The following is an 18,289-nucleotide window of genomic DNA, read 5'->3' on the forward strand; positions in this document are numbered from 1 at the left end:
AGACAACCTATCTTGAAACTGGCGCGTTGATTGCTATCTAACCCCCATGAACGCCATCGACATTCTCACAGGGCCCGCCATGAACATGCTTTATGACTCGGAGTCTTTCGTCGTCGTCCACGTGCAGCCCAATGAAGGCGAGGAGTCCGCGCAGCCGAACATGCCGATCCTCGAACGCCATGGCTTCGAGATCGTGGACAAGCGTTCGGGCAAGGAGGTGTACCTCGACGGCTCCTGGGCCGAGCTGTTCCAGCAACAGATCGCCGCCTGGCAGCTCAACACCCCCACGCAGGAAGAGGTGGAAGACACGCTCGAGGGCTACGCCGAACTGGCGCACACCCCGGTCCTGGTGCACTGAACCCGATCCGGCCGGTTTCCCGAGAAATCGCCAAAAAGCGCCCCGAGGGGCGCTTTTTTCATTCCTTGCCGGCTTCGCTCAGCGCCCTCAGCGGTAGATCCACCGGAACATCGGCCCCACGACCAGCAGCACCGCCACCAGCCGGCAGACCTGAAAGGCCGTGACCACCGGCACACCCAGCTGCAGCACCTTGGCGGTGATCGACATCTCGGCGATGCCACCCGGCGAGGTGCCCAGGATCATCGTGGCCGGGTGCAGCCCCGTCGCCCACGCCAGCAGCCATGCCACGCCACCGCAGAGCACCAGCATGCCGAAAGTGCCCAGAACCACCGAGCCCAGCCAGCGCGGTGCCGTGTGCAAAAACTCCCGGCTGAAGCGCACGCCCAGGCTCACCGCGATCACCAGTTGCGCCGCGTTCGACATCCACGTGGGCACGGCCGACAGCGACTGGCCCGCGACGGTGAAGCCCATCGCCACCAGCAGCGGCCCGATGAACCACGGGTTGGTGCGCTTCAGCGCGCGCATCGCGAGCGCGCCGATGCCGGTCGCCACCGCCAGCAACGCGAGGCCGCCGGGGCTCACTTCGCGCACGCCGGGCGGGTTGATCTCCAGCCCGTGCAGGCCGCTCCACTGCATCGCGAACGGGATGGTCACCGTCACCACCACCAGCCGCAGGCTGTGCGCCGCGGCCACGAGGTCGGTGCGCGCGCCGGCCGACTCGGCCATCAGCGTCATCTCCGAGGCACCGCCGATGGCGCCGGAGAAGTAAGTCGTGGCTCTCATGGATTTCGCCGGCACCTGCGGCATGCGCGACGCCTGCATCGCGTGCAGCCAGCGCCCGAATCCCACGCCCAGCAGCAGCGCCCACGCGATCGCCAGCACGATCGCCCACCAGACGCTGGCCACCAGCGCCACCACGTGCGGCGTGAAGTACAGCCCCAGCGCGGTGCCGATGGTCCACTGCCCCGCGTTGCGCAACGGCGTGTAGCTCGCGGTGGGTGCGCCGGCAATCGAGGCCAGCGACACCGCGAGCAGCGGGCCGATCATCCAGGGCAGCGGCGTGCGCAGCGCCAGGCACGCGCCCGCGGCAGCGAGCGCCAGCAGCAGCGTGGCCAGCACGCGAACGGGATATCGGGAAGGCACGGACCGGAAGAAGGGACGACAGGGAAAAGCGGCGGCGGACGGCACCGCGGGCGGGCGCCGGGGGCCTAGTATGGCGCGATGCTTCTTCCTCACCGGCCCGCTCGGGCTTCCTGGCTGCCGCTGCTGCTCCCCCTCTTCGCCGCGGCCACGCTCGCGGGCTGCTCGGCGCTTTCCAGCCTTTCCGCCTCGGGTGCCGATGCGCCCGACGCCCCCATCGCGCGCCGCGTCGCGGCACTTCAGCCGGTCGATGCCCTGCTGCTCGGCGAGCAGCACGACGCGAGCGAGCACCACGTCATCGAGCGCGAGACCGTCGAGGCGCTGGCCGCGCGCGGCCACCTCGCCGCGCTGGCGCTGGAGATGGCCGAGGAAGGCCGCAGCACCGCGCAGCTCGCGTCCACCGCCACCGAAGCGCAGGTGCAGGCCGCGCTCGACTGGAGCGACAAGGCCTGGCCCTGGGCCAGCTACGGCCCCGCCGTGATGGCCGCCGTGCGCGCCGGCGTGCCGGTGGTCGGCGCCAACCTGCCGCGCTCGCGCATGAAGAACGCGATGGCCGACGTCTCGCTCGACGTGCAGCTCAACGGCGAGGCCTTCACCGCCCAGCAGGACGCCGTGCGCGACGGCCATTGCCGGATGCTTCCCGAATCGCAGATCGTTCCCATGACCCGCATCCAGGTGGGCCGCGACCGCGCGATGGCGCAGGCCATCGTCAAGGCGAGGAAGCCGGGCCAGACGGTGCTGCTCATCGCCGGCGCCGGCCACGTGGTGCGCGCGCTCGGCGTGCCGCAGCACCTGCCCGACGACGTGAAGATCGCCACCGTGCGGCTGCTGGCGGCGCCGGCTTCGGCGGCTGGCCCCGAGACCGGCGACTACGACCGCATCTGGCGCACGCCGCCGCTGCCCGAGAAGGACTACTGCGCCGAGTTCAAGCGCCAGGCCCGGCCGCAGCCCAGGACCTGACCAGGAAAGAAAAAACGCCGCCGGCCCGAAGGCACGCGACGTTTTCTTGTCGCCCCGGGAACGGCGCAGCTCAGCGAGAGCTGATCGTCGACACGGCCGAGTTGCCCGTCGCCGACGCCGTGATCTGGCTGCCCGTGGTGCGCAGCGTGCTGTTGCCCACCGGGCCCGAGACGGCGACGCCGAAGTTCACGCTGGTCACCGTGGCCGTCACCGCGCCGCTGTTGACCTGGTAGTTGCCGATGGCCGCGCTCGGCGCGCCGGTGTTCAGCGCCGTCTGCGTCACGCGGTTCGTCGCGCTGTTGCCGAAGGCCTGCGCCGCCAGCGTATTGCCGGTGACGCCGGCCGTGCCGTTCGACACGCCCGCGCCGGTGCCGTTGAGCGCCACCTGGTAGCTGGTGCCCGTGCTCGTGGCCGTTACCGCGCCCGCGTTGTTCTGGCTGTTGAGGATTGCCGCGCTCGCGCCGACGTTCAGTGCCAGCGGCGCGCCGATCAGGCTCGACGAACCCACCGTGGCCGCGCCGCCGTAGCTGCTGCCGGCGCTGGATTCCAGCACGTTGGTCGCCGCATTGCCGCGCGCCAGCGCCGCCGTGGTGTTGCCGTCGAGCGAGACGGTGCTGCCGTTGAGCGGCACCGCGCCCGCCAGCGTGGCGTTGGCCACGGTGCTCGAAGTCGCCGTCACGCCCGCGGTGCTGCCCTGCACGTTGAGGATGCCGGCGCTCGCGCCCTGCGTCGCGCTGCTCGCCACCGTGGCGGTATTGGTCGCGCGGTTGGCCGCGGCTTCGGCGAAGGTGCTGTTGCCCGAGATGGTGAGCGCGCCGTTGGCCAGCGTCGTCGTGGGCGCGGCGTTGTCGTCGTTGTGGATCGAGGTGGCGGCCGTGCTGCTCACAGTCGACGCGGCCGTCTGGCGGTTCGACAGCACGTGGTCGCCGGTGGCCGACACGTTGTCGGGGCTGCCGGTCTCGGCGAGCGTGGCCGAGCCCGTCGCGCCCGCCGGCAGCGTGTTGACCGCGCTCACGCCCAGCGTGTTGGCCACGTCGTTCATCACGCCCAGCGCGGCGTTGCTGTTGCCCGAGAGCCGCACCGTCGAGCCGGTGGAGCCCGCCGGCGCGAACACTTCGAGCGTGGAGGACGCCGTCACCGCCGCGGTGCCCGACTGGCTCGACTGCAGCGCGGTGCGCGCGCCCACGTTCGAGCCCGCCAGCGCCACGCTGTTGAGCGCCGTGTTGGCCACGGCCTTGGCGCTCTGGCTGTTGTTGGTCACGCCCAGCGTCGAGGCGCTCACTGCGGACAGCGGCGCCGTGTCGATGCCGATGACGCCCGTCGCGGTGGCCGACACCGCGCCGGAGCCCACCTGCACGTTGGCCAGCGCATGGTCGGCCGACACCGCCACGGCCGAGGCCGGTCCGCCCGTCGCGGTGGCCGATGCCGGCACTCCGCCGGTGATGGCGCCGCTCTTCACGTCGATGCTGTTGGTGGCGGCGCTGCCGGTGGCTGCGGCGATGGTGCTGTTGCCGTCCAGCGTGGCGCTGCTGCTCGCCAGCGCCGAGGGGCCGGTCAGCGTGAGCTTGGTCGCGTTGTTGGCGTTGGCGGTCACGGCCGCGCTGCTGTCCTGCGCGTTCAGCACCGCCGTCCTGGCCGACTGCGAGGCACCGCCTGCCAGCGATGCCGCGTTGGTCGCGCGGTTGGCCGAGGCCTCCGAATACGTCGTGTTGCCCGAGGCGGCGAAGCTGCTGTTGGTGAGGCCGGAGTTGCCGGGCACCAGGCGGTCTTCGTTGTAGATAGCTGTGTCGGCCGTGCTGGTGACCGAGGCGCCGGCCGACTGGCGGTTCACCAGCACCTGGTCGCCCGCGGCGATGGTGTTGCCCGGCAGCGGCCCCTGGGCGATGAGCGCCGGCACCGGCAGCGAGCCCGAGGTGCCGCCCGAAACGGAGACCTTGTTGCTCACGTCGTTGATCACGCCCAGCGCCGTGTTCGCGTTGTTCGACAGCTTCACCGCCGAGCCCGACACCGAGGCCGGCGCGAAGGCCTGCATGAAGGAGCGCGACTCCACCGCCGCCGTGCTGCCCTGCGAGGACATCAGCGCGGCGCGGGCCGACACGCCGGTGGCCGCGAGCGCGATGGCGTTGCTGCCGGTGTTGGCCACGGCCTTCGCGCTCTGCGTGTTGTTCGAGACACTCAGCGTCGAGCCCGAGATGACCGCGCCCGGCGCCGTGTCCACGCCGAAGGCCGCCGCCGCCTTTGAAGAGACTGTCGGGCTCGTCACCAGCTGGATGTTCGACAGCGCATGGTCGGCCACCGCGCCTGCGATACCCCCGATGTTGGCCGCGCCGCCCAGCGGCAGGCCGTTGCCCACCGCGATGGTGTTGCCCTTCACGTCGATGCTGTTGGCCGCGGCGTTGCCGGTGGCCGATCCGCCGGCGGAGTTTCCGTCCACCGTGACCTGCGAACCCTGGATGCTCGCGCCGCCCAGCACCACCTGCACGCCGTCCTTGTTGGTCAGCAGCGGGCCTTCCTGGCCCGTGAGCGAGCTCACCGCCGCGCTGGTCAGCTGCAGGTTCTGCACCGCGCTGGTGGTCGAGACGCCGACGGCATCGATGGCCACGCCGTTGGCCGCGCTGTTGCTGGTCGCGCCGGCCAGCGTGGCGTTGCCGGTAGCGGCGATCTTCGAGTTGCTGACCGCGCCGCCGACCACGACATTCACTTCAGGTCCGCCGCTGCGCTGCGCCGACACCGTGCCCTGGCCCGACTGCGCGTTCTGCACGCTGAAGGCGGCGTTGGTGGCGAGCGCGTTGCCCGTGAGCGTCGCGCCCGACAGCGAGAGACCCGAGGTGTCGATGTTGTTGCCCGTCACCTTCACCGTGTTGCCGGTGGCGCGGCTGCCGTAGGCCAGCGCCTCCGCCGTGTTGCCCGAGCTGGTGACCGAGCCGCCGGTCAGCGTGCCCGTGACCGTGGTGCCCGCCACCACGCCGCCGGCCGCGATGGCCGAGACGACGGTGCCCGCGCCCGCCACCGCCTGCGTGTTGGTGACGTTGGCAACCGCGGCATTCGCGCCGCTCACGTTGTTGAGCTTCAGCGTCACGCCGCTGGCCGCGTCGTTGCCGTAGGCGGCGGCGACGAAGGCATTGCCGCTGTTGGCGACGCTGGCGCCGGAGACGTTGCCGGCGACAGCGGCCGCGAAGGTATTGGCGCCGGTGGCCGCCGAGTTGACGTTCGCCTGCACCGACTGGTCGTTCAGCACGCCGTAAGCAGCACTCACCGTCGGGAGCGCTCCTGCCGTGTTGCTGAAGGGCAGCCCGCTGAGCGCATCGACGGTGACGTTCGAGGCCGGCGTGATGCCCAGGCCGGGCGCCGCCGCCAGGTTGCCCGAACTCACGCCCAGCGTGTTGGTGGCCGAGTTGCCATAAGCGATGGCGCGCTGCAGGTTGTCGGTGAGCGCGGCCGAGCCGCCGGCGAGGTCGCCGTTCACCAGCAGCCGCGCCTCGGGGTTCGACAGCCCCGCGCCGACGGCCGAGTTCGCGTCGTTCATCTGCACGCTCGCGATGCCCGCGCCCGTGCCCACCGGGTTGCCGGCCAGCGTGAGCGTGTTGGTGGCACCGCTGCCCAGCGCCACGGCTTCCTGCCGGTTGCCGTCCAGCACCAGCGTGCTGTTGGCGACCGGCACGCCGCCACCATTGGCGACCAGCCAGATCTGCGAGCCGGCGTTGACCGCCGCGACGCCGCCGCCGTAGTTGCCCTGCAGGTTGGTGAGCGTGGCCGAGCCGCTGGCGGACACGCGCCCGTCGGAATCGGTGCCGCCCGTGAGCGCGGCGTTACCGGTGCCCAGCGCCACGGTACCCGCCTGCAATGCCAGGCTCTGTGTGATCTGGTTGCCCTGCGCGCTGGCCGCCGAGGTGTTGTCGGAGACGCTGACCGAGCTGCCCGTGGTCTGGCCCGTGCCGGGCGACTCGCCGGTCTGCGCGGCGATGACCGAAGGCAGCAGCAGCGCGCTGACCGGTGCATTCAGGTTGGCCTGCTGGTTCGACACCGCGGCGGTGCCGGTGAACGAGGCCGCGTTCTTGCCAGTGGCGATGCTGCTGGAGGCCGTGTTGCCGGCGACGGTGGCCGTGATGCTGTTGTCCGCCAGCGTGACCGCGCTGTTCTTGCTCGACTGCACGCCGGCCAGGATCTGCGCGCCCATGGTCTGCGCGACAGTGGTCACGCCGAGGTTGCCCTGGCTGTTGACGATGGCCAGGTCGCTGTTGACGTTGCTGGTCACGCCCGCGCCGTTGTGGATGCTGTTGTTGGACGCCGTGGCCGCCGTGCCGCTGCCCGCGACGCTCACGTCGCCGATCAGGATGCGGTTGCCCGCCACGCCGGCCGTGGCGCCCAGCGCCTCGTTGCCCGTGGCCTCGCTGGAGATCGCGTTGCCCTGCACGGAGAGCGAGCCCTGCAGCACGTTGGAGCCACCCGCGGGCGCGCCGCTGACGATGCCCATGACGACCGAGCCGGCGTTGGTGGCCGAGCGCGTCGCGAGGATGCCGTTGCCGTTCGCCTGCAGGTTCGCGACCACCGCCGAGCCGGCGAAGGTCGGCGCGCCGCCCGACTGGATCTCGGCCGTGCTGCTGGCGCTGTTGGCCTTGAGCACCGCCGAGATCGAATTGCGTTCCAGCGACGCCGCCGTGGTCAGCGTGTTGCCCGCGTTCGCGGTCAGCATCAGGTCGACCATGTTGCCCAGCACCGCCGCACTGGAGCCCTGCCCCGTGGCCGACTGCAGCGAGGTGACCACGATGTTGCCCTTGGCGTCGAAGAGCTGCGCGCCCGCCGGATAGGTCAGCACCGAGGTGCCCGGCTGCGCCGGCGCGGCGACGGCGGCCGCGCCCGAGATCACCGAGCTGCCGCTGTTGAGCGTGGTGGTGGCCGAGATGGTGTTGTCGGCATTGACCACGCTGCCGGCCTGCAGCGTGGTCGATTCGGAGGCGAGCTTGCTGCCGGTCACGCCGCTGTCGATGACGCCGGTGTTGGTCGCGACGCCGAGCGTGGCCGCGTTGTTCACCGGCAGGCCGGGCGCGGCCTGGATGCCGTTGCCGAAGGTGTTGCCGGTGGCGGTCGCGCCTATCAGGTTGCCGCTGGTGCCGATCGCCACCGGGTTCGGGTTCGACGGCGTGCCGGTGGAGGTGGTGCCCACGGTGGCGCCGGTGATGGTGGCGTTGACGTTGGCCGAGTTGGTGGTGCCCGCATTCACCGAAGGCGTGCCGGTGGCGGTACCGCTGTAGGCCGCGTCCACCGAAGTCTCCGCGGCCTGCGCGCCGGAGGCCGCCGCGATCAGCGCCATCGCGACTGCGCTGCCGATGCTGCTGCGGCTGAACATGGGCGCGCGTGCGGCCCGGCTCTGGATCTTGCGTGCTTTCATGTCGTGACTCCTCGGATGTTGGATGCGGTCTGGCTTGGAAAACGGATGGACGCGCGATGCGCGCAACGCGCTGAGAGCAGGTCAGTCGCCCTTGACGGCGCCGTCGGAAGAAGACGAAGGTGCCGAGCCGCTGACCACCGGGCTGCCGATGCGCAGCTTGGCGATCTCCTGCAGCCCCGGGCCGTCGCGATGGATCGACGTGTCGGCCGCGTCGGGCCGCCAGGTGATGCTGATGGCGCCCGGCGCCACGCCGCGGTTGGCCAGCGCCGAGGTCACGGCCGCGATGCGCTGGTCGGTGAGCTCGTCGCGCTTGCGGGCGTCCCAGTTCTCGGTGTCGCGCGCCACCAGCACGATGTCGGTGGTGCCTTTCTTGGCCGCGCCGGCGATCTGGTCGATGAGCGCGAGCGAGGCACCGCCGAGCGTGGTCGCGCCGAAGTCGAAGGGCACCTGCGTCGCCGTGCCCGTGAGGCGAGCACCGCCCGCACCGCCGGCATTGACGGCCACGCTGCCCTGCGCCACCGGCGAGGTGACGGCCGCTGCCCCCACCGCGGCATCGCCGGGGTTGTCGACCTTGCGCAGCTCGGCCGCCGGCGTGAGCGGAATCGGCTCGCCGCCGCCCGGGCGCATCGTCATGCAGGGCCGGTGGTCGACCTGCGTGACGGCGGCCATCAGGCGCACAACGCCCTCCTCGAGCGCGGCGCGCACGCCCATCTGCACCGGCTCCTGGCCCTTGGCGCCGATGTCCACGTCGTACAGCTTGCTGCCGAAGAAGCGGAACACGTTCAGGCCCACTTCGTAGCCGTTGAACTGCTTGGTGAGGCTCACGGTGCGCACCACCATCAGCGACCTGGTGTCGACGATGCGCAGGTCGATGCTCACCGACTGGCTGAAGGTGCGCGCCTTCACGCCCACCTGGTTCACGCCGAACTCGGCGCCGCCCGAGTTGATGTTGTAGTTGAGCTCGGTGATGCCGCCCACGATGAAGTAGTCGGACTTGTTGATGGTGCCGCCGAAGTACGGCAGCCACGGCACGTTCTGCCCGCCGTTGGGGCCGCCGAGCTGGTGCGTGCGGCCGTCGCCGAGCTGGCGGCGGTCGGCATACGCGAGCTCGCGCTCGGCGATCACCGGGTCGAAGCGCTCGGCGATGCTCACCGCGCCGCCGAGCTTGCCGAGAGCCGAATACACCATCAGCGCACCGCCCTGCGTGATGGCGTTGCCTTCGTTGATGCTGTACTTGCCGGTGTAGTCCTTCACGTCGCCCACGCCGATGATCACCGGTGGGCGCCGCGTGGCCGCGATGTGGTCGGCGTAGCAGGCGAGCACCGCCTCCATCGGCGTGACGTTGTCGCGCACCGAGGGGCCGAGCACCACGGGTGCCTCGTTCGGTGCGAAGCGCTGCTGCGGCGCGGAGACGCAGCCGGCCAGCGCCAGCGTGGCGGCGGCTGCGAGGGCAAGGGTGCGTGCGATGCGGCGTTGCATGTCGCGCTCCTGCTCAGTTGAGCACGCCGAAGGCGCAGGCCGAGCTGCCGCCCACGCTCGCCGTCTGCGCGCCGTTGTTGCCCTGCGTCGAGTTCAGCGCCTGGTTGGCCGCGCCCTGCACCTGCGAACTGGTACCGCCCACGATGCCCGATGCCACCGCGCCCGAGTTGGCCTGCGAGGTGCCCACCGTCGCGCCGCCCAGCGTGCCCACCGCCGTGCGGCTGTCGTTGCCCGATGCGTTCGAGGTGGAGCCGGCGGTGCTCGGCGAATTCGCGACCGTGCTGTTGTTGCCGTCGTTGCCGGTGGAGGTGGCCGAGACGTTGCAGTTGTACTGGCGGCCGATGTAGTTGTTGGTGTTGTAGACAGGTGCCGAGTAGTAGCCGCTCTTCTGCTTGCGGATCATGTCCTGGATCGCGGCCTGGTTGACCTTGTCGGTGCTGGTCTGGAACTGCCATGCGGCGTTCTCGCCGACGTTGTTGGCGTGCGCAGCCAGAGGCATGCACAGCAGTGCCCAAAGAAATACGCGTTGCATGACGGTCCCTCTTTCGAAGACACACCCGATGAAGTCACGAGTGCTGTGTTTCGCGAGGGGATGCTAGGCACCGGCCGCGGTGGCCGGTATCCCTGGAACCGGTAGGCGGCATCCCGCGAACCGGTGGAAATGGAAAGCGGGAAGCCGTGGCTCAGAACGCGAGCCGCATGGTCTGCGGTGCAGCGGCGGCGCCTGCCGGCCCGGCATCGGTGGCGGGCAATGCGCCCTCATGCTGGAGCAGCCGCTGCTTGCGCACGACACCGCCCGCGTAGCCCTTGAGCTCGCCGTTCCTGCCGATCACGCGGTGGCAGGGCACGACGATGCTGACGGGATTCGATCCGTTAGCCGCGCCGACGTCGATGGCCGCGCGCGGATCGTCGAAGCCCAGCTGCTTCGCGAGTTCGCCGTAGCTGGTGGTGCGGCCCGCCGGAATGCGGCGCAGCGCGGCCCACACCTTGCGCTGAAGCGAGTCGCCCAGTGTGGCTACCGGAAGCGCTTCGATGGCGGCGAGATCGCCGTCGAAATAGCGGCGCAATGCATCGGCCACCGCATGCGGTGCAGCGCTTCCTTCAGCCAGTTCGAACTCGCCTTCGTGCAACTGGCGCAGAAGACGATGCAGGCGGGCGCGATGGTCCGCGTAGTCCAGCGCATGGATCGCGCCGGCGTCGTCGACGACGAGAAGGAGCCCGCCCAGCGGCGACTCGATGCGGCTCAATTGCAGCTTCAGCATGATCGTGTTCTCGGAAAAGAGAAGGCGGCGGGGCCGCGAACATTCACATGCTGCGCGTTCCCCGCCGCCTTCACTCGCCGTATCCGGACATCGATCTGCGGCTGCCGCCGCATGTCCTTTCAGCGCTTGTTCAGGCGTGCGCCTTGATCGAATCGGCCAGCGTGTTCACCAGCGTGTCGATGTGCGACTTCTCCACGATGTACGGCGGCGCGATCACCAGCACGTCGCCCGCGGGCCGCACCAGCGCGCCCTTGTGGAAGCAGTCGAGGAAGATCTCGTAGGCGCGCTTGCCCGGCGTGCCCGCGATGGGCGCGAGCTCCACCGCAGCGGCGAGGCCGAGGCTGCGGATGCTGATGACGTTGGGCAGGCCCTTCAAGGTGCTGTGGAAGGCGTCGCCCAGCACCTTGCCCATTTCGCCTGCGCGCGCGAAGAGGTTCTCCTGCCTGAACAGATCGAGCGTGGCGATGGCAGCTGCGCAGGCCACCGGGTGGCCCGAGTAGGTGTAGCCGTGGAAGAACTCGACCACGTGCTCGGGCGCGTCGGTCTTCATCATCGCGTCGTAGAGCTTGTCGCGGCAGATCACGCCGCCCAGCGGGATGACGCCGTTGGTCACGCACTTGGCGAAGTTCAGCATGTCGGGCACCACGCCGAAGTAGTCGGACGCGAAGTTGGTGCCCATGCGACCGAAGCCGGTGATGACCTCGTCGAAGATCAGCAGGATGCCGTGCTTGTCGCAGATCTCGCGCAGGCGCTTGAGATAGCCCTTGGGCGGCAGGTACCAGCCGGCCGAGCCGGCCACAGGCTCCACGATGATCGCGGCCACATTGCTCGGGTCGTGCAGCGGCAGGATGCGCGTCTCGAGCTCGACCAGCGGGTCTTCGGCCCACACCGGCTCCTCGTTGTGGATGTAGGCGTGGTTCACCGGGTCGTGGATGAAGCGCATGTGGTCCACGCGCGGCAGGAAGGCCGAGCCGAACACCTTGCGGTTGCCCGGGATGCCGCCCACCGACATGCCGCCGAAGCCCACGCCGTGATAACCCTTCTCGCGGCCGATGAACACATTGCGGTGGCCCTCGCCGCGCGCGCGGTGGTAAGCCAGCGCCACCTTCATCGAGGTGTCGGCGGCTTCCGAGCCCGAATTGCAGAAGAGCACCTTGTTCAGGTCGCCCGGGGCCAGCGAGGCGATCATCTCGGCCGCCTTGAAGGCGCGGTCGTTGCTCACCTGGAAGGCGGTGGCGTAGTCCAGCGTGTCGAGCTGCTGCTTGATCGCCTCGTTGATCGGCTTGCGGTTGTGGCCCGCGCCCACGCACCACAGCGACGAGATGCCGTCGATCACCTTGCGGCCGTCGTGGGTGGTGAACTCCATGCCGTCGGCCGCCACGAACACCCGCGGGTCCTTGCGGAAATGACGGTTGGGGGTGAAGGGCAACCACTGGTTGTCCATGTTGAAGTCCTGGTAGGCCATGTCTCGCTCCTGCGGTTGGGTTATCTGGGAGGGGAAAATCGCGATTCTGGCACCCCTGCCACAATTACGCCCCTGATGACGACCTCTACGCCCACCTCGCCCGCCTACATCCTGAACCTCTACTGCCCCGACCGGACGGGCATCGTGCACGCCGTTTCGGGCTTCCTGCTCGAGCACGGCGCCAACATCGAGGAGGCGGCCCAGTACAACGACCACGACACGGGTCTTTTCTTCATGCGCGTGCGCTTCGCCTGCGGCGCCCACAGCGAGGCCGTGCTGCGCGAGGAACTCAAGGCCTTCGCCACCGGCTTCGGCATGACGCTGCAGCTGCACGCGGCCGCCGAGCCGATGAAGACGGTCATCATGGTCAGCAAGGAAGGCCACTGCCTCAACGACCTGCTGTTCCGCTGGAAGAGCGGCCTGCTCGCCATCGACGTGCGCGCGATCATCTCGAACCACCGCGACTTCTACCAGCTGGCCGCCAGCTACAACGTGCCTTTCCACCACATCCCGGTGACAGCCGCGACCAAGGCGCAGGCCGAGGCAAAGCAGCTGGAAATCATCGAAGCCGAGGGCGCCGAACTTGTGGTGCTCGCGCGCTACATGCAGATCCTGAGCGACAACCTCTGCCGCAGCCTCTCGGGCCGCGCGATCAACATCCACCACTCGTTCCTGCCGAGCTTCAAGGGCGCCAAGCCCTACTACCAGGCCCACGACCGCGGCGTGAAGCTGATCGGCGCCACCGCCCACTACGTGACGGCCGACCTCGACGAAGGCCCGATCATCGAGCAGGACGTGGCCCGCGCCGACCACACCGATACGGTGGAAGACCTCACGGCCCGCGGCCGCGACACCGAAAGCCAGGTGCTGGCGCGCGCGGTGAAGTGGCACAGCGAGCACCGGGTGCTGCTGAACGGGCACCGGACGGTGGTGTTCCGCTGAGCATCCGGCAGCAGGCCCCCAAATGAACATGCCCCCTCTTCAGGGGGCATGTTTGCTTAGGCAACGCCGTCAGTTGCGATTCGGATTGTTCGGCCGACGGTCATAACGGTTCGGCACGCCGTCGCCGTCACGGTCCCAGCGGCCCCTGTCGTAGACCCAGCGGCCGCCGTCCTGGCGCCACTCCGGCGGACGGTAGGCGTAGCCCGGGCGGGCGCGGACCCAGCCGCCGCCGATCCACACGTGGCGGCCGCCACGCCACTCGTAATGTCCCGGCGCCCACACGTACCCGCGGCGCGGCGGGGGAACGCGCTCATAGCGCGGCGGAGGCGGCGGCGTCTGGATGGTGATCACAGGCTGCGCCTGCACGGCCGTCGGAACGGTCAGTGCGCCCACCGACAGAAGCGATGCAGCGCCGACAGAAAGAGCCAATGCAAGTTTTTTCATGAAGAACTCCTCATGAGTTGTTGGAGGAGCCTTCATGCTGCCCAGCCCTTGTGAACCTCCTGTAAGCCGTGCACGAAGTCTTGTGTAAAGCTGTGACGCGCCTTTGGGGTCTTTTTGGCTCTTGCTAGCGCTCACTCACACGCGCAGAAAGCCCGAAAAAGGCTCATTCCTGCAGTTCGCGCAGGTCGATGGCCGCCGCCATCGCCGCATGGCCGGCCTTGTTGGGGTGCAGGTGGTCGCCCGAATCGAACAGCGGGTTCAGCGCCTGCGGGTCGGCCGGGTCACGCAGCGCGGCGTCGAAGTCGATCACGCCGTCGATGTCCTGCTTGCCGCGGATCCAGCGGTTCACTGCCTCGCGCATGGCCTCGTTCGATTCGCTCCAGTAGGGCGTATTCCTGAACGGCGGCACGGTGCCTATCAGTACCTTCACGCCCTTGGCGCGCGCCTGCTTCACGAGCTGCTGCAGCCCCTCGGTGATGCGCTCGGCCGTCGGCATGTCACGCGGCTTCAGTTCAGCGCCCGGCACCTTGGCGAACATCGCGCGGCCGATGTCGTTGGTGCCCAGCAGGATGATCGCGTGCGTCGCGCTGCTCTGCTTCAGCACGTCGAGCTCGAAGCGCGAAAGGCCACTGGGCCCGATGCCGTCGGCCAGCAGGCGGTTGCCTCCGATGCCCAGGTTGAGCACGGCGACGTCCTGTCCGCCAGGCTGGGTATCGCGCAGGCGCGTGGCCAGCATGTCGGGGTAGGCGCCGGTGGTGGCCTCCGTGGTGCCCGCCGTGATCGAATCGCCGAATGCCACGACGGTGCGAACGGACTTGGTGGTGAGTACGTCGAGCCCCGTCACGATCTGGTTGAGTACCAGCGTCGCCGGGTTCCTGAGCTTCGGCGTCATCACCGCGTTGCCGGCCGTCACCCACGTCGTGCCCGACTCCACCATCGACACCGTGGCGAAGGGCGTGGCGCGATCGAAGAAGGCGCTCACCATCACGGTCTGGCCCGCCTGCACCGGCAGGTCGATGCCGTCGCTCCAGGCCTCCGCGCCCGGGGCGATGGTGAGGCTGCTGCGGCCGCCGAAATGAAGCACGCGCAGCGTTGTCGGCGAGAACGCCTCGGCACCGGTGCCGCGCGCAACGCTCGCCGCGGCGATGCGCAGCGGCGTCTTGCCGAAACGATTGGAAAAACGGATGCGGATGCGCTCTCCGTCGAGCGACAGCTCCACCTTCTGGCGAAGCGTCTGCCCGCGCAGGTCATTGCCCGCGGGCGACGAGTAGCTGCCGCCGCCGGGGCTGGCGGCCATCTCGGCGAAGTCGACGGGCGCAACGGCCCAGCTCGCGACCCAGTGCGCCTCGGCAGGCTGGCGCGGACGCCCGTCGGGCGTGACGGCATGCACGCCGACGGCCAGCAGGGCAAGGAAGGAGGCAGCCACCCAGTGTGCGACGGCCACGTCGCGAAGGCGGGCCGCCCATCGGGAAAGCAGGTTCATGCACGCAAAGCGAATCAGTGTACGGAGCCACCGATCCCCCGAACGTGACGAGGTCTAAAGCCCGGTTACCAGGTGTCTACGTAAGCGACGGCCGCTCCTTGGGCCTTCGTCGCGGAAGACAGCCCACGCACCAACCAGGTGCGCGTGTCGGCCGGGTCGATCACTGCGTCGATTTCCAGCGTCTGTGCCATGTGGATGGCCTCGCCGTTCTCGTACTGCTGCGCCACCAGCTTTTTGAACAGCGCATCGCGCTCGGCGCCTTCGGGCGCGGCGGCCAGCTCCTTGCGAAAGCCCAGCCGCACGGCACCTTCCAGCCCCATCGCGCCGAATTCGCCCGTGGGCCAGGCCACCGTGAAAACAGGCGCATCGAAGCCGCCGGCAGTCATCGCCTGCGCGCCCAGGCCATAGCCCTTGCGCAGCACCACGGCGAAGAAGGGCACGCGCAGATGCGAGGCCACCATGAACATGCGGCACACGTGCCGAACCTGCGCCTGCGCCTCGATCTCGGGCCCGACCATGAAGCCAGGCGTGTCGCACAACGAAACAATTGGAAGGCCGTGCGCATTGCACAGCTGCATGAATCGCGCGGACTTGTCGGCCGCCTCCACGTCGATGGCGCCGCCCAGGTGATGCGGGTTGTTGGCCATCAGCCCGACCGGCCTGCCCTCGATGCGCGCGAGCGCGGTGACAATGCCCGCGCCGAAGCCCGCGCGCAGCTCGAGCAGCGAGCCGGTATCGGCCACGCCGCGCATCGCGGCGCGCACGTCGTACACGCGCAGGCGGTTCTCGGGCACCACGTGGCGCAGCGTGCGCGGGTCGGCGCACTGCCAGCCGGTGGTCGCGCCCTGGAAGTACGAGAGGTACTGCTTCGCGGCGGCCACGGCCGCGGCCTCGTCCTCCACCAGGATGTCGATCACGCCGTTGCGCGACTGCACGCCGCTCGGCCCGATCTGCTCCGGCGCGAAGGTGCCGAGCCCACCGCCCTCGATCATCGCGGGGCCGCTCATGCCGATGTTGCTGCCCTTGGTGGCGATGATCACGTCGGCGCAGCCCAGCAGCGCCGCATTGCCCGCGAAGCAGCGGCCATGCACGATGCCCACCACCGGCACCTTGCCCGAGAGCGCGGCGAACTGGCTGAAGGTGTGGTTGTTGAGGCCGGCCACGATCGGCATGTCGGTGTCGCCCGGCCGCCCGCCGCCGCCTTCCGCGAACAACACCACCGGCAGCTTCAGCTGGTGCGCCACAGCCAGCAGCCGGTCGGTCTTGTGGTGGTTGCGCATGCCCTGCGTGCCGGCCAGCACGGTGTAGTCGTAGGCCAGTACCGCGCAGCGCGAGGCCTCGGGACCGAACTGCTTCGCGTTGACGCTGCCCAGCCCCGTGACCATGCCATCGGCAGGCGTGTTGGCGATGAGGTCTTCCAGCGTGCGCCGCCGCGTCTGCGCGGCGATGGCGAGCGCGCCGTATTCGATGAAGTTGGCGGGGTCGCAGGCGGTGTCACACAGGTCCGCGATGTTCTCTCGCGCGGTGCGCCCGCCCTGTGCGTGGCGCTTGTCGACGGCCGCCTTGCGGTTGGCGTCGAGCGTGTAGGCATGGCGGTCGATCACCTTGCGCAGGTCGGGGCGGATCGCGTCGAGGTCATGCTCGGCGCGTGCCTCGGCCTGCACGGCCTGCGCATCGACGGCTTCGAGCTGCACCAGCGATTGCCCTTCGACGAGATAGTCGCCCGGTGCGGCCAGCAGCGCCACCACGCGGCCGGCCACCGGCGCGTGCAGCAGGTGCTCCATCTTCATGGCTTCGAGCACGCCGAGCTGCGCGCCGACCGGCAGCACGTCGCCCACCTCGACCTCGAACTGCACCAGGCGCGCGGGCATCGGTGCTTTGACCGTGAGTTCGTCCGACTCGTCATCGGCAGCGACGGCCGCCTGCCCGGTCGGAGCAGCCACCGTCTTTCGCACCTGCTTCTCCAGCGTCGACGCGGCGGCGAGCAGATCGCCCAGATGCGCCTCCACGAAGCGCGTGTGCACCGCCTGCGTCGCGAACTCGGGCCGCGCCGCGATGGCGCGCAGCAGCGCGAGGTTGGTGGCGATGCCATCGATGTGGCACTCGTCGAGCGCGCGCAGCGAGCGGCGCAGCGCGTCCTCGAAGCGCGGCGAGGGCGAATGCACGATGAGCTTGGCGAGCAGCGTGTCGTAGTGCGGCGAAGGCGCGAGGCCCGCATAGCCGTGCGTGTCCACGCGCACGCCGGGGCCGGCCGGCAGGTCGAAACGCGCAAGCGTGCCGCCCGAGGGCCGAGCGTTGCCCTGCGCATCGAGCGTCTCGGCGTTGATGCGCCACTGCACAGCGAAGCCGCGCTGCGGCGCCGTGCGGCCGGCCTCCACGCCGAGTTCGGAAAGCGGCTGGCCGGCGGCCACGGCGATCTGCAGCTGCACCAGGTCCAGCCCCGTCACCGCCTCGGTCACCGTGTGCTCCACCTGCAGGCGCGGATTGGCCTCGATGAACACGAAGGGCAGCGTCGCCGATGCCGCATCGACCAAAAACTCGAAGGTGCCGAGCCCGCGGTAGCTCACCGCCTTGGCCATGCGCAGCGCGGCCTGCGTGACCTGCGCGCGCAACGCCTCGGGCAGCGAGGGGCTGGGCGCGATCTCCACCAGCTTCTGGAAGCGCCGCTGCAGCGTGCATTCGCGCTCGCCGAGGCTGGCCACGGCCTTGCCGTCGCCGATCACCTGCACCTCGATGTGCCGCGCGTTGAGCATCAGCCGCTCGACGTACACGCCCTCGATGCCGAAGGCCGCCCTGGCTTCGGACATGCAGCGCGCATGCGCCTCCGGCAGCTCCTGCGCATCCAGCACCGCGCGCATGCCACGCCCGCCACCGCCGCCGATGGCCTTGACCATGACGCCCGCGCCCTGCGCCTGTTGCTCGGCGAAGAAGTCCTGCGCCTGCGCGAGCGTCACGGCGCCGGCGCTGCCGGGCATCACCGGCACGTCGCACTGCGTGGCGAGTTCGCGCGCGCGTGCCTTGTCGCCGAACAGGCCGAGCTGCTCCGGCGTGGGGCCGATGAAGACCAGCCCCGCATCCGCGCAGGCCTGCGCGAAATCGGCGCGCTCGCTGAGGAAGCCGTAGCCGGGATGCACCGCATCGCAGCCCTGCGCCTTCGCCACGGCGATGAGCGCGGCGACGTCGAGGTATGCGGAGGGGCCGGTGGCATCGAGCGCCACCGCCGTGTCGGCCAGCTGCACATGCAGCGCGGCGGCATCGTCTCGCGCATGCACCGCCACGCTGGCGATGCCCAGGTCGCGCAGCGCGCGTACCAGTCGCACCGCGATCTCGCCGCGGTTGGCAATCAGAACTTTGGAAAACAGCAAAC

12 protein-coding genes are annotated in these 18,289 nt (G+C 69.8%); 3 read left to right on the forward strand and 9 right to left on the reverse strand.

Going from position 1 to position 18,289, the window contains the following annotated elements; all coding sequences use genetic code 11:
* The first annotated feature begins 79 nt into the window (after positions 1 to 79).
* The gene (locus tag ABL838_RS28240; protein WP_418122981.1) at positions 80 to 358 is read left to right on the forward strand and encodes a DUF3567 domain-containing protein; all 279 of its coding nucleotides are present in this window, start codon (positions 80 to 82) and stop codon (positions 356 to 358) included.
* Positions 359 to 445: 87 nt separating this feature from the next.
* Here ABL838_RS28240 and ABL838_RS28245 read toward each other — a convergent pair whose 3' ends face one another.
* Positions 446 to 1,501: an AbrB family transcriptional regulator gene (locus ABL838_RS28245; RefSeq protein WP_418122983.1), complete on the reverse strand. Its 1,056-nt coding sequence runs from the start codon at positions 1,499 to 1,501 to the stop codon at positions 446 to 448.
* A gap of 78 nt (positions 1,502 to 1,579) precedes the next feature.
* Here ABL838_RS28245 and ABL838_RS28250 point away from each other — a divergent pair, with 78 nt between their 5' ends.
* Positions 1,580 to 2,458, forward strand: coding sequence for a ChaN family lipoprotein (locus ABL838_RS28250; protein ID WP_418122984.1), 879 nt, complete (start codon positions 1,580 to 1,582; stop codon positions 2,456 to 2,458).
* 70 nt (positions 2,459 to 2,528) lie between these two features.
* Here the strand turns inward: ABL838_RS28250 and ABL838_RS28255 are convergent, their stop codons facing one another.
* From ABL838_RS28255 to ABL838_RS28275, 5 genes are all read right to left on the reverse strand, one after another.
* Positions 2,529 to 7,847: a beta strand repeat-containing protein gene (locus ABL838_RS28255; protein ID WP_418122985.1), complete on the reverse strand. Its 5,319-nt coding sequence runs from the start codon at positions 7,845 to 7,847 to the stop codon at positions 2,529 to 2,531.
* An 81-nt stretch (positions 7,848 to 7,928) separates the two neighbouring features.
* Positions 7,929 to 9,326: a CsgG/HfaB family protein gene (locus ABL838_RS28260; RefSeq protein ID WP_418122986.1), complete on the reverse strand. Its 1,398-nt coding sequence runs from the start codon at positions 9,324 to 9,326 to the stop codon at positions 7,929 to 7,931.
* 13 nt (positions 9,327 to 9,339) lie between these two features.
* Positions 9,340 to 9,858, reverse strand: coding sequence for a hypothetical protein (locus ABL838_RS28265; protein WP_418122987.1), 519 nt, complete (start codon positions 9,856 to 9,858; stop codon positions 9,340 to 9,342).
* A gap of 151 nt (positions 9,859 to 10,009) precedes the next feature.
* Positions 10,010 to 10,588 (reverse strand): methylated-DNA--[protein]-cysteine S-methyltransferase, encoded by a 579-nt coding sequence (locus ABL838_RS28270; RefSeq protein ID WP_418122988.1) that lies wholly within the window; start codon positions 10,586 to 10,588, stop codon positions 10,010 to 10,012.
* 130 nt (positions 10,589 to 10,718) lie between these two features.
* Entirely contained in the window at positions 10,719 to 12,053 is a 1,335-nt protein-coding gene (locus ABL838_RS28275; RefSeq protein ID WP_418122989.1) for an aminotransferase class III-fold pyridoxal phosphate-dependent enzyme, read from the reverse strand.
* A gap of 75 nt (positions 12,054 to 12,128) precedes the next feature.
* On the opposite strand from ABL838_RS28275, the gene purU reads away from it, so the two are divergent.
* Positions 12,129 to 12,995, forward strand: a complete 867-nt coding sequence (purU, locus tag ABL838_RS28280; RefSeq protein ID WP_126025818.1) for a formyltetrahydrofolate deformylase — start codon at positions 12,129 to 12,131, stop codon at positions 12,993 to 12,995.
* A 69-nt stretch (positions 12,996 to 13,064) separates the two neighbouring features.
* Here the strand turns inward: purU and ABL838_RS28285 are convergent, their stop codons facing one another.
* The 3 genes from ABL838_RS28285 to ABL838_RS28295 form a co-directional block, all read right to left on the reverse strand.
* Entirely contained in the window at positions 13,065 to 13,439 is a 375-nt protein-coding gene (locus ABL838_RS28285) for a YXWGXW repeat-containing protein (RefSeq protein ID WP_184642047.1), read from the reverse strand.
* Positions 13,440 to 13,602: 163 nt separating this feature from the next.
* Complete coding sequence (locus tag ABL838_RS28290) at positions 13,603 to 14,922, reverse strand: GDSL-type esterase/lipase family protein (RefSeq protein WP_418122990.1); 1,320 nt, start codon at positions 14,920 to 14,922, stop codon at positions 13,603 to 13,605.
* Positions 14,923 to 14,987: 65 nt separating this feature from the next.
* Entirely contained in the window at positions 14,988 to 18,284 is a 3,297-nt protein-coding gene (locus ABL838_RS28295) for a carboxyl transferase domain-containing protein (RefSeq protein WP_418125923.1), read from the reverse strand.
* Between the last annotated feature and the right edge of the window lie 5 nt (positions 18,285 to 18,289).

The organism is Variovorax sp. 160MFSha2.1 (assembly GCF_048305075.1).
GTDB classification, from domain to species: Bacteria; Pseudomonadota; Gammaproteobacteria; order Burkholderiales; family Burkholderiaceae_C; genus Variovorax; species Variovorax guangxiensis.

Bases quoted from the DNA above. Each gene is read 5' to 3' on its own strand.
- ABL838_RS28290 (WP_418122990.1), bottom strand. From the start codon at position 14,922: ATGAACCTGCTTTCCCGATGGGCGGCCCGCCTTCGCGACGTGGCCGTC.
- ABL838_RS28255 (WP_418122985.1), bottom strand. From the start codon at position 7,847: ATGAAAGCACGCAAGATCCAGAGCCGGGCCGCACGCGCGCCCATGTTC.
- ABL838_RS28265 (WP_418122987.1), bottom strand. From the start codon at position 9,858: ATGCAACGCGTATTTCTTTGGGCACTGCTGTGCATGCCTCTGGCTGCG.
- ABL838_RS28275 (WP_418122989.1), bottom strand. From the start codon at position 12,053: ATGGCCTACCAGGACTTCAACATGGACAACCAGTGGTTGCCCTTCACC.
- purU (WP_126025818.1), top strand. From the start codon at position 12,129: ATGACGACCTCTACGCCCACCTCGCCCGCCTACATCCTGAACCTCTAC.
- ABL838_RS28285 (WP_184642047.1), bottom strand. From the start codon at position 13,439: ATGAAAAAACTTGCATTGGCTCTTTCTGTCGGCGCTGCATCGCTTCTG.
- ABL838_RS28240 (WP_418122981.1), top strand. From the start codon at position 80: ATGAACATGCTTTATGACTCGGAGTCTTTCGTCGTCGTCCACGTGCAG.
- ABL838_RS28260 (WP_418122986.1), bottom strand. From the start codon at position 9,326: ATGCAACGCCGCATCGCACGCACCCTTGCCCTCGCAGCCGCCGCCACG.
- ABL838_RS28270 (WP_418122988.1), bottom strand. From the start codon at position 10,588: ATGCTGAAGCTGCAATTGAGCCGCATCGAGTCGCCGCTGGGCGGGCTC.
- ABL838_RS28250 (WP_418122984.1), top strand. From the start codon at position 1,580: ATGCTTCTTCCTCACCGGCCCGCTCGGGCTTCCTGGCTGCCGCTGCTG.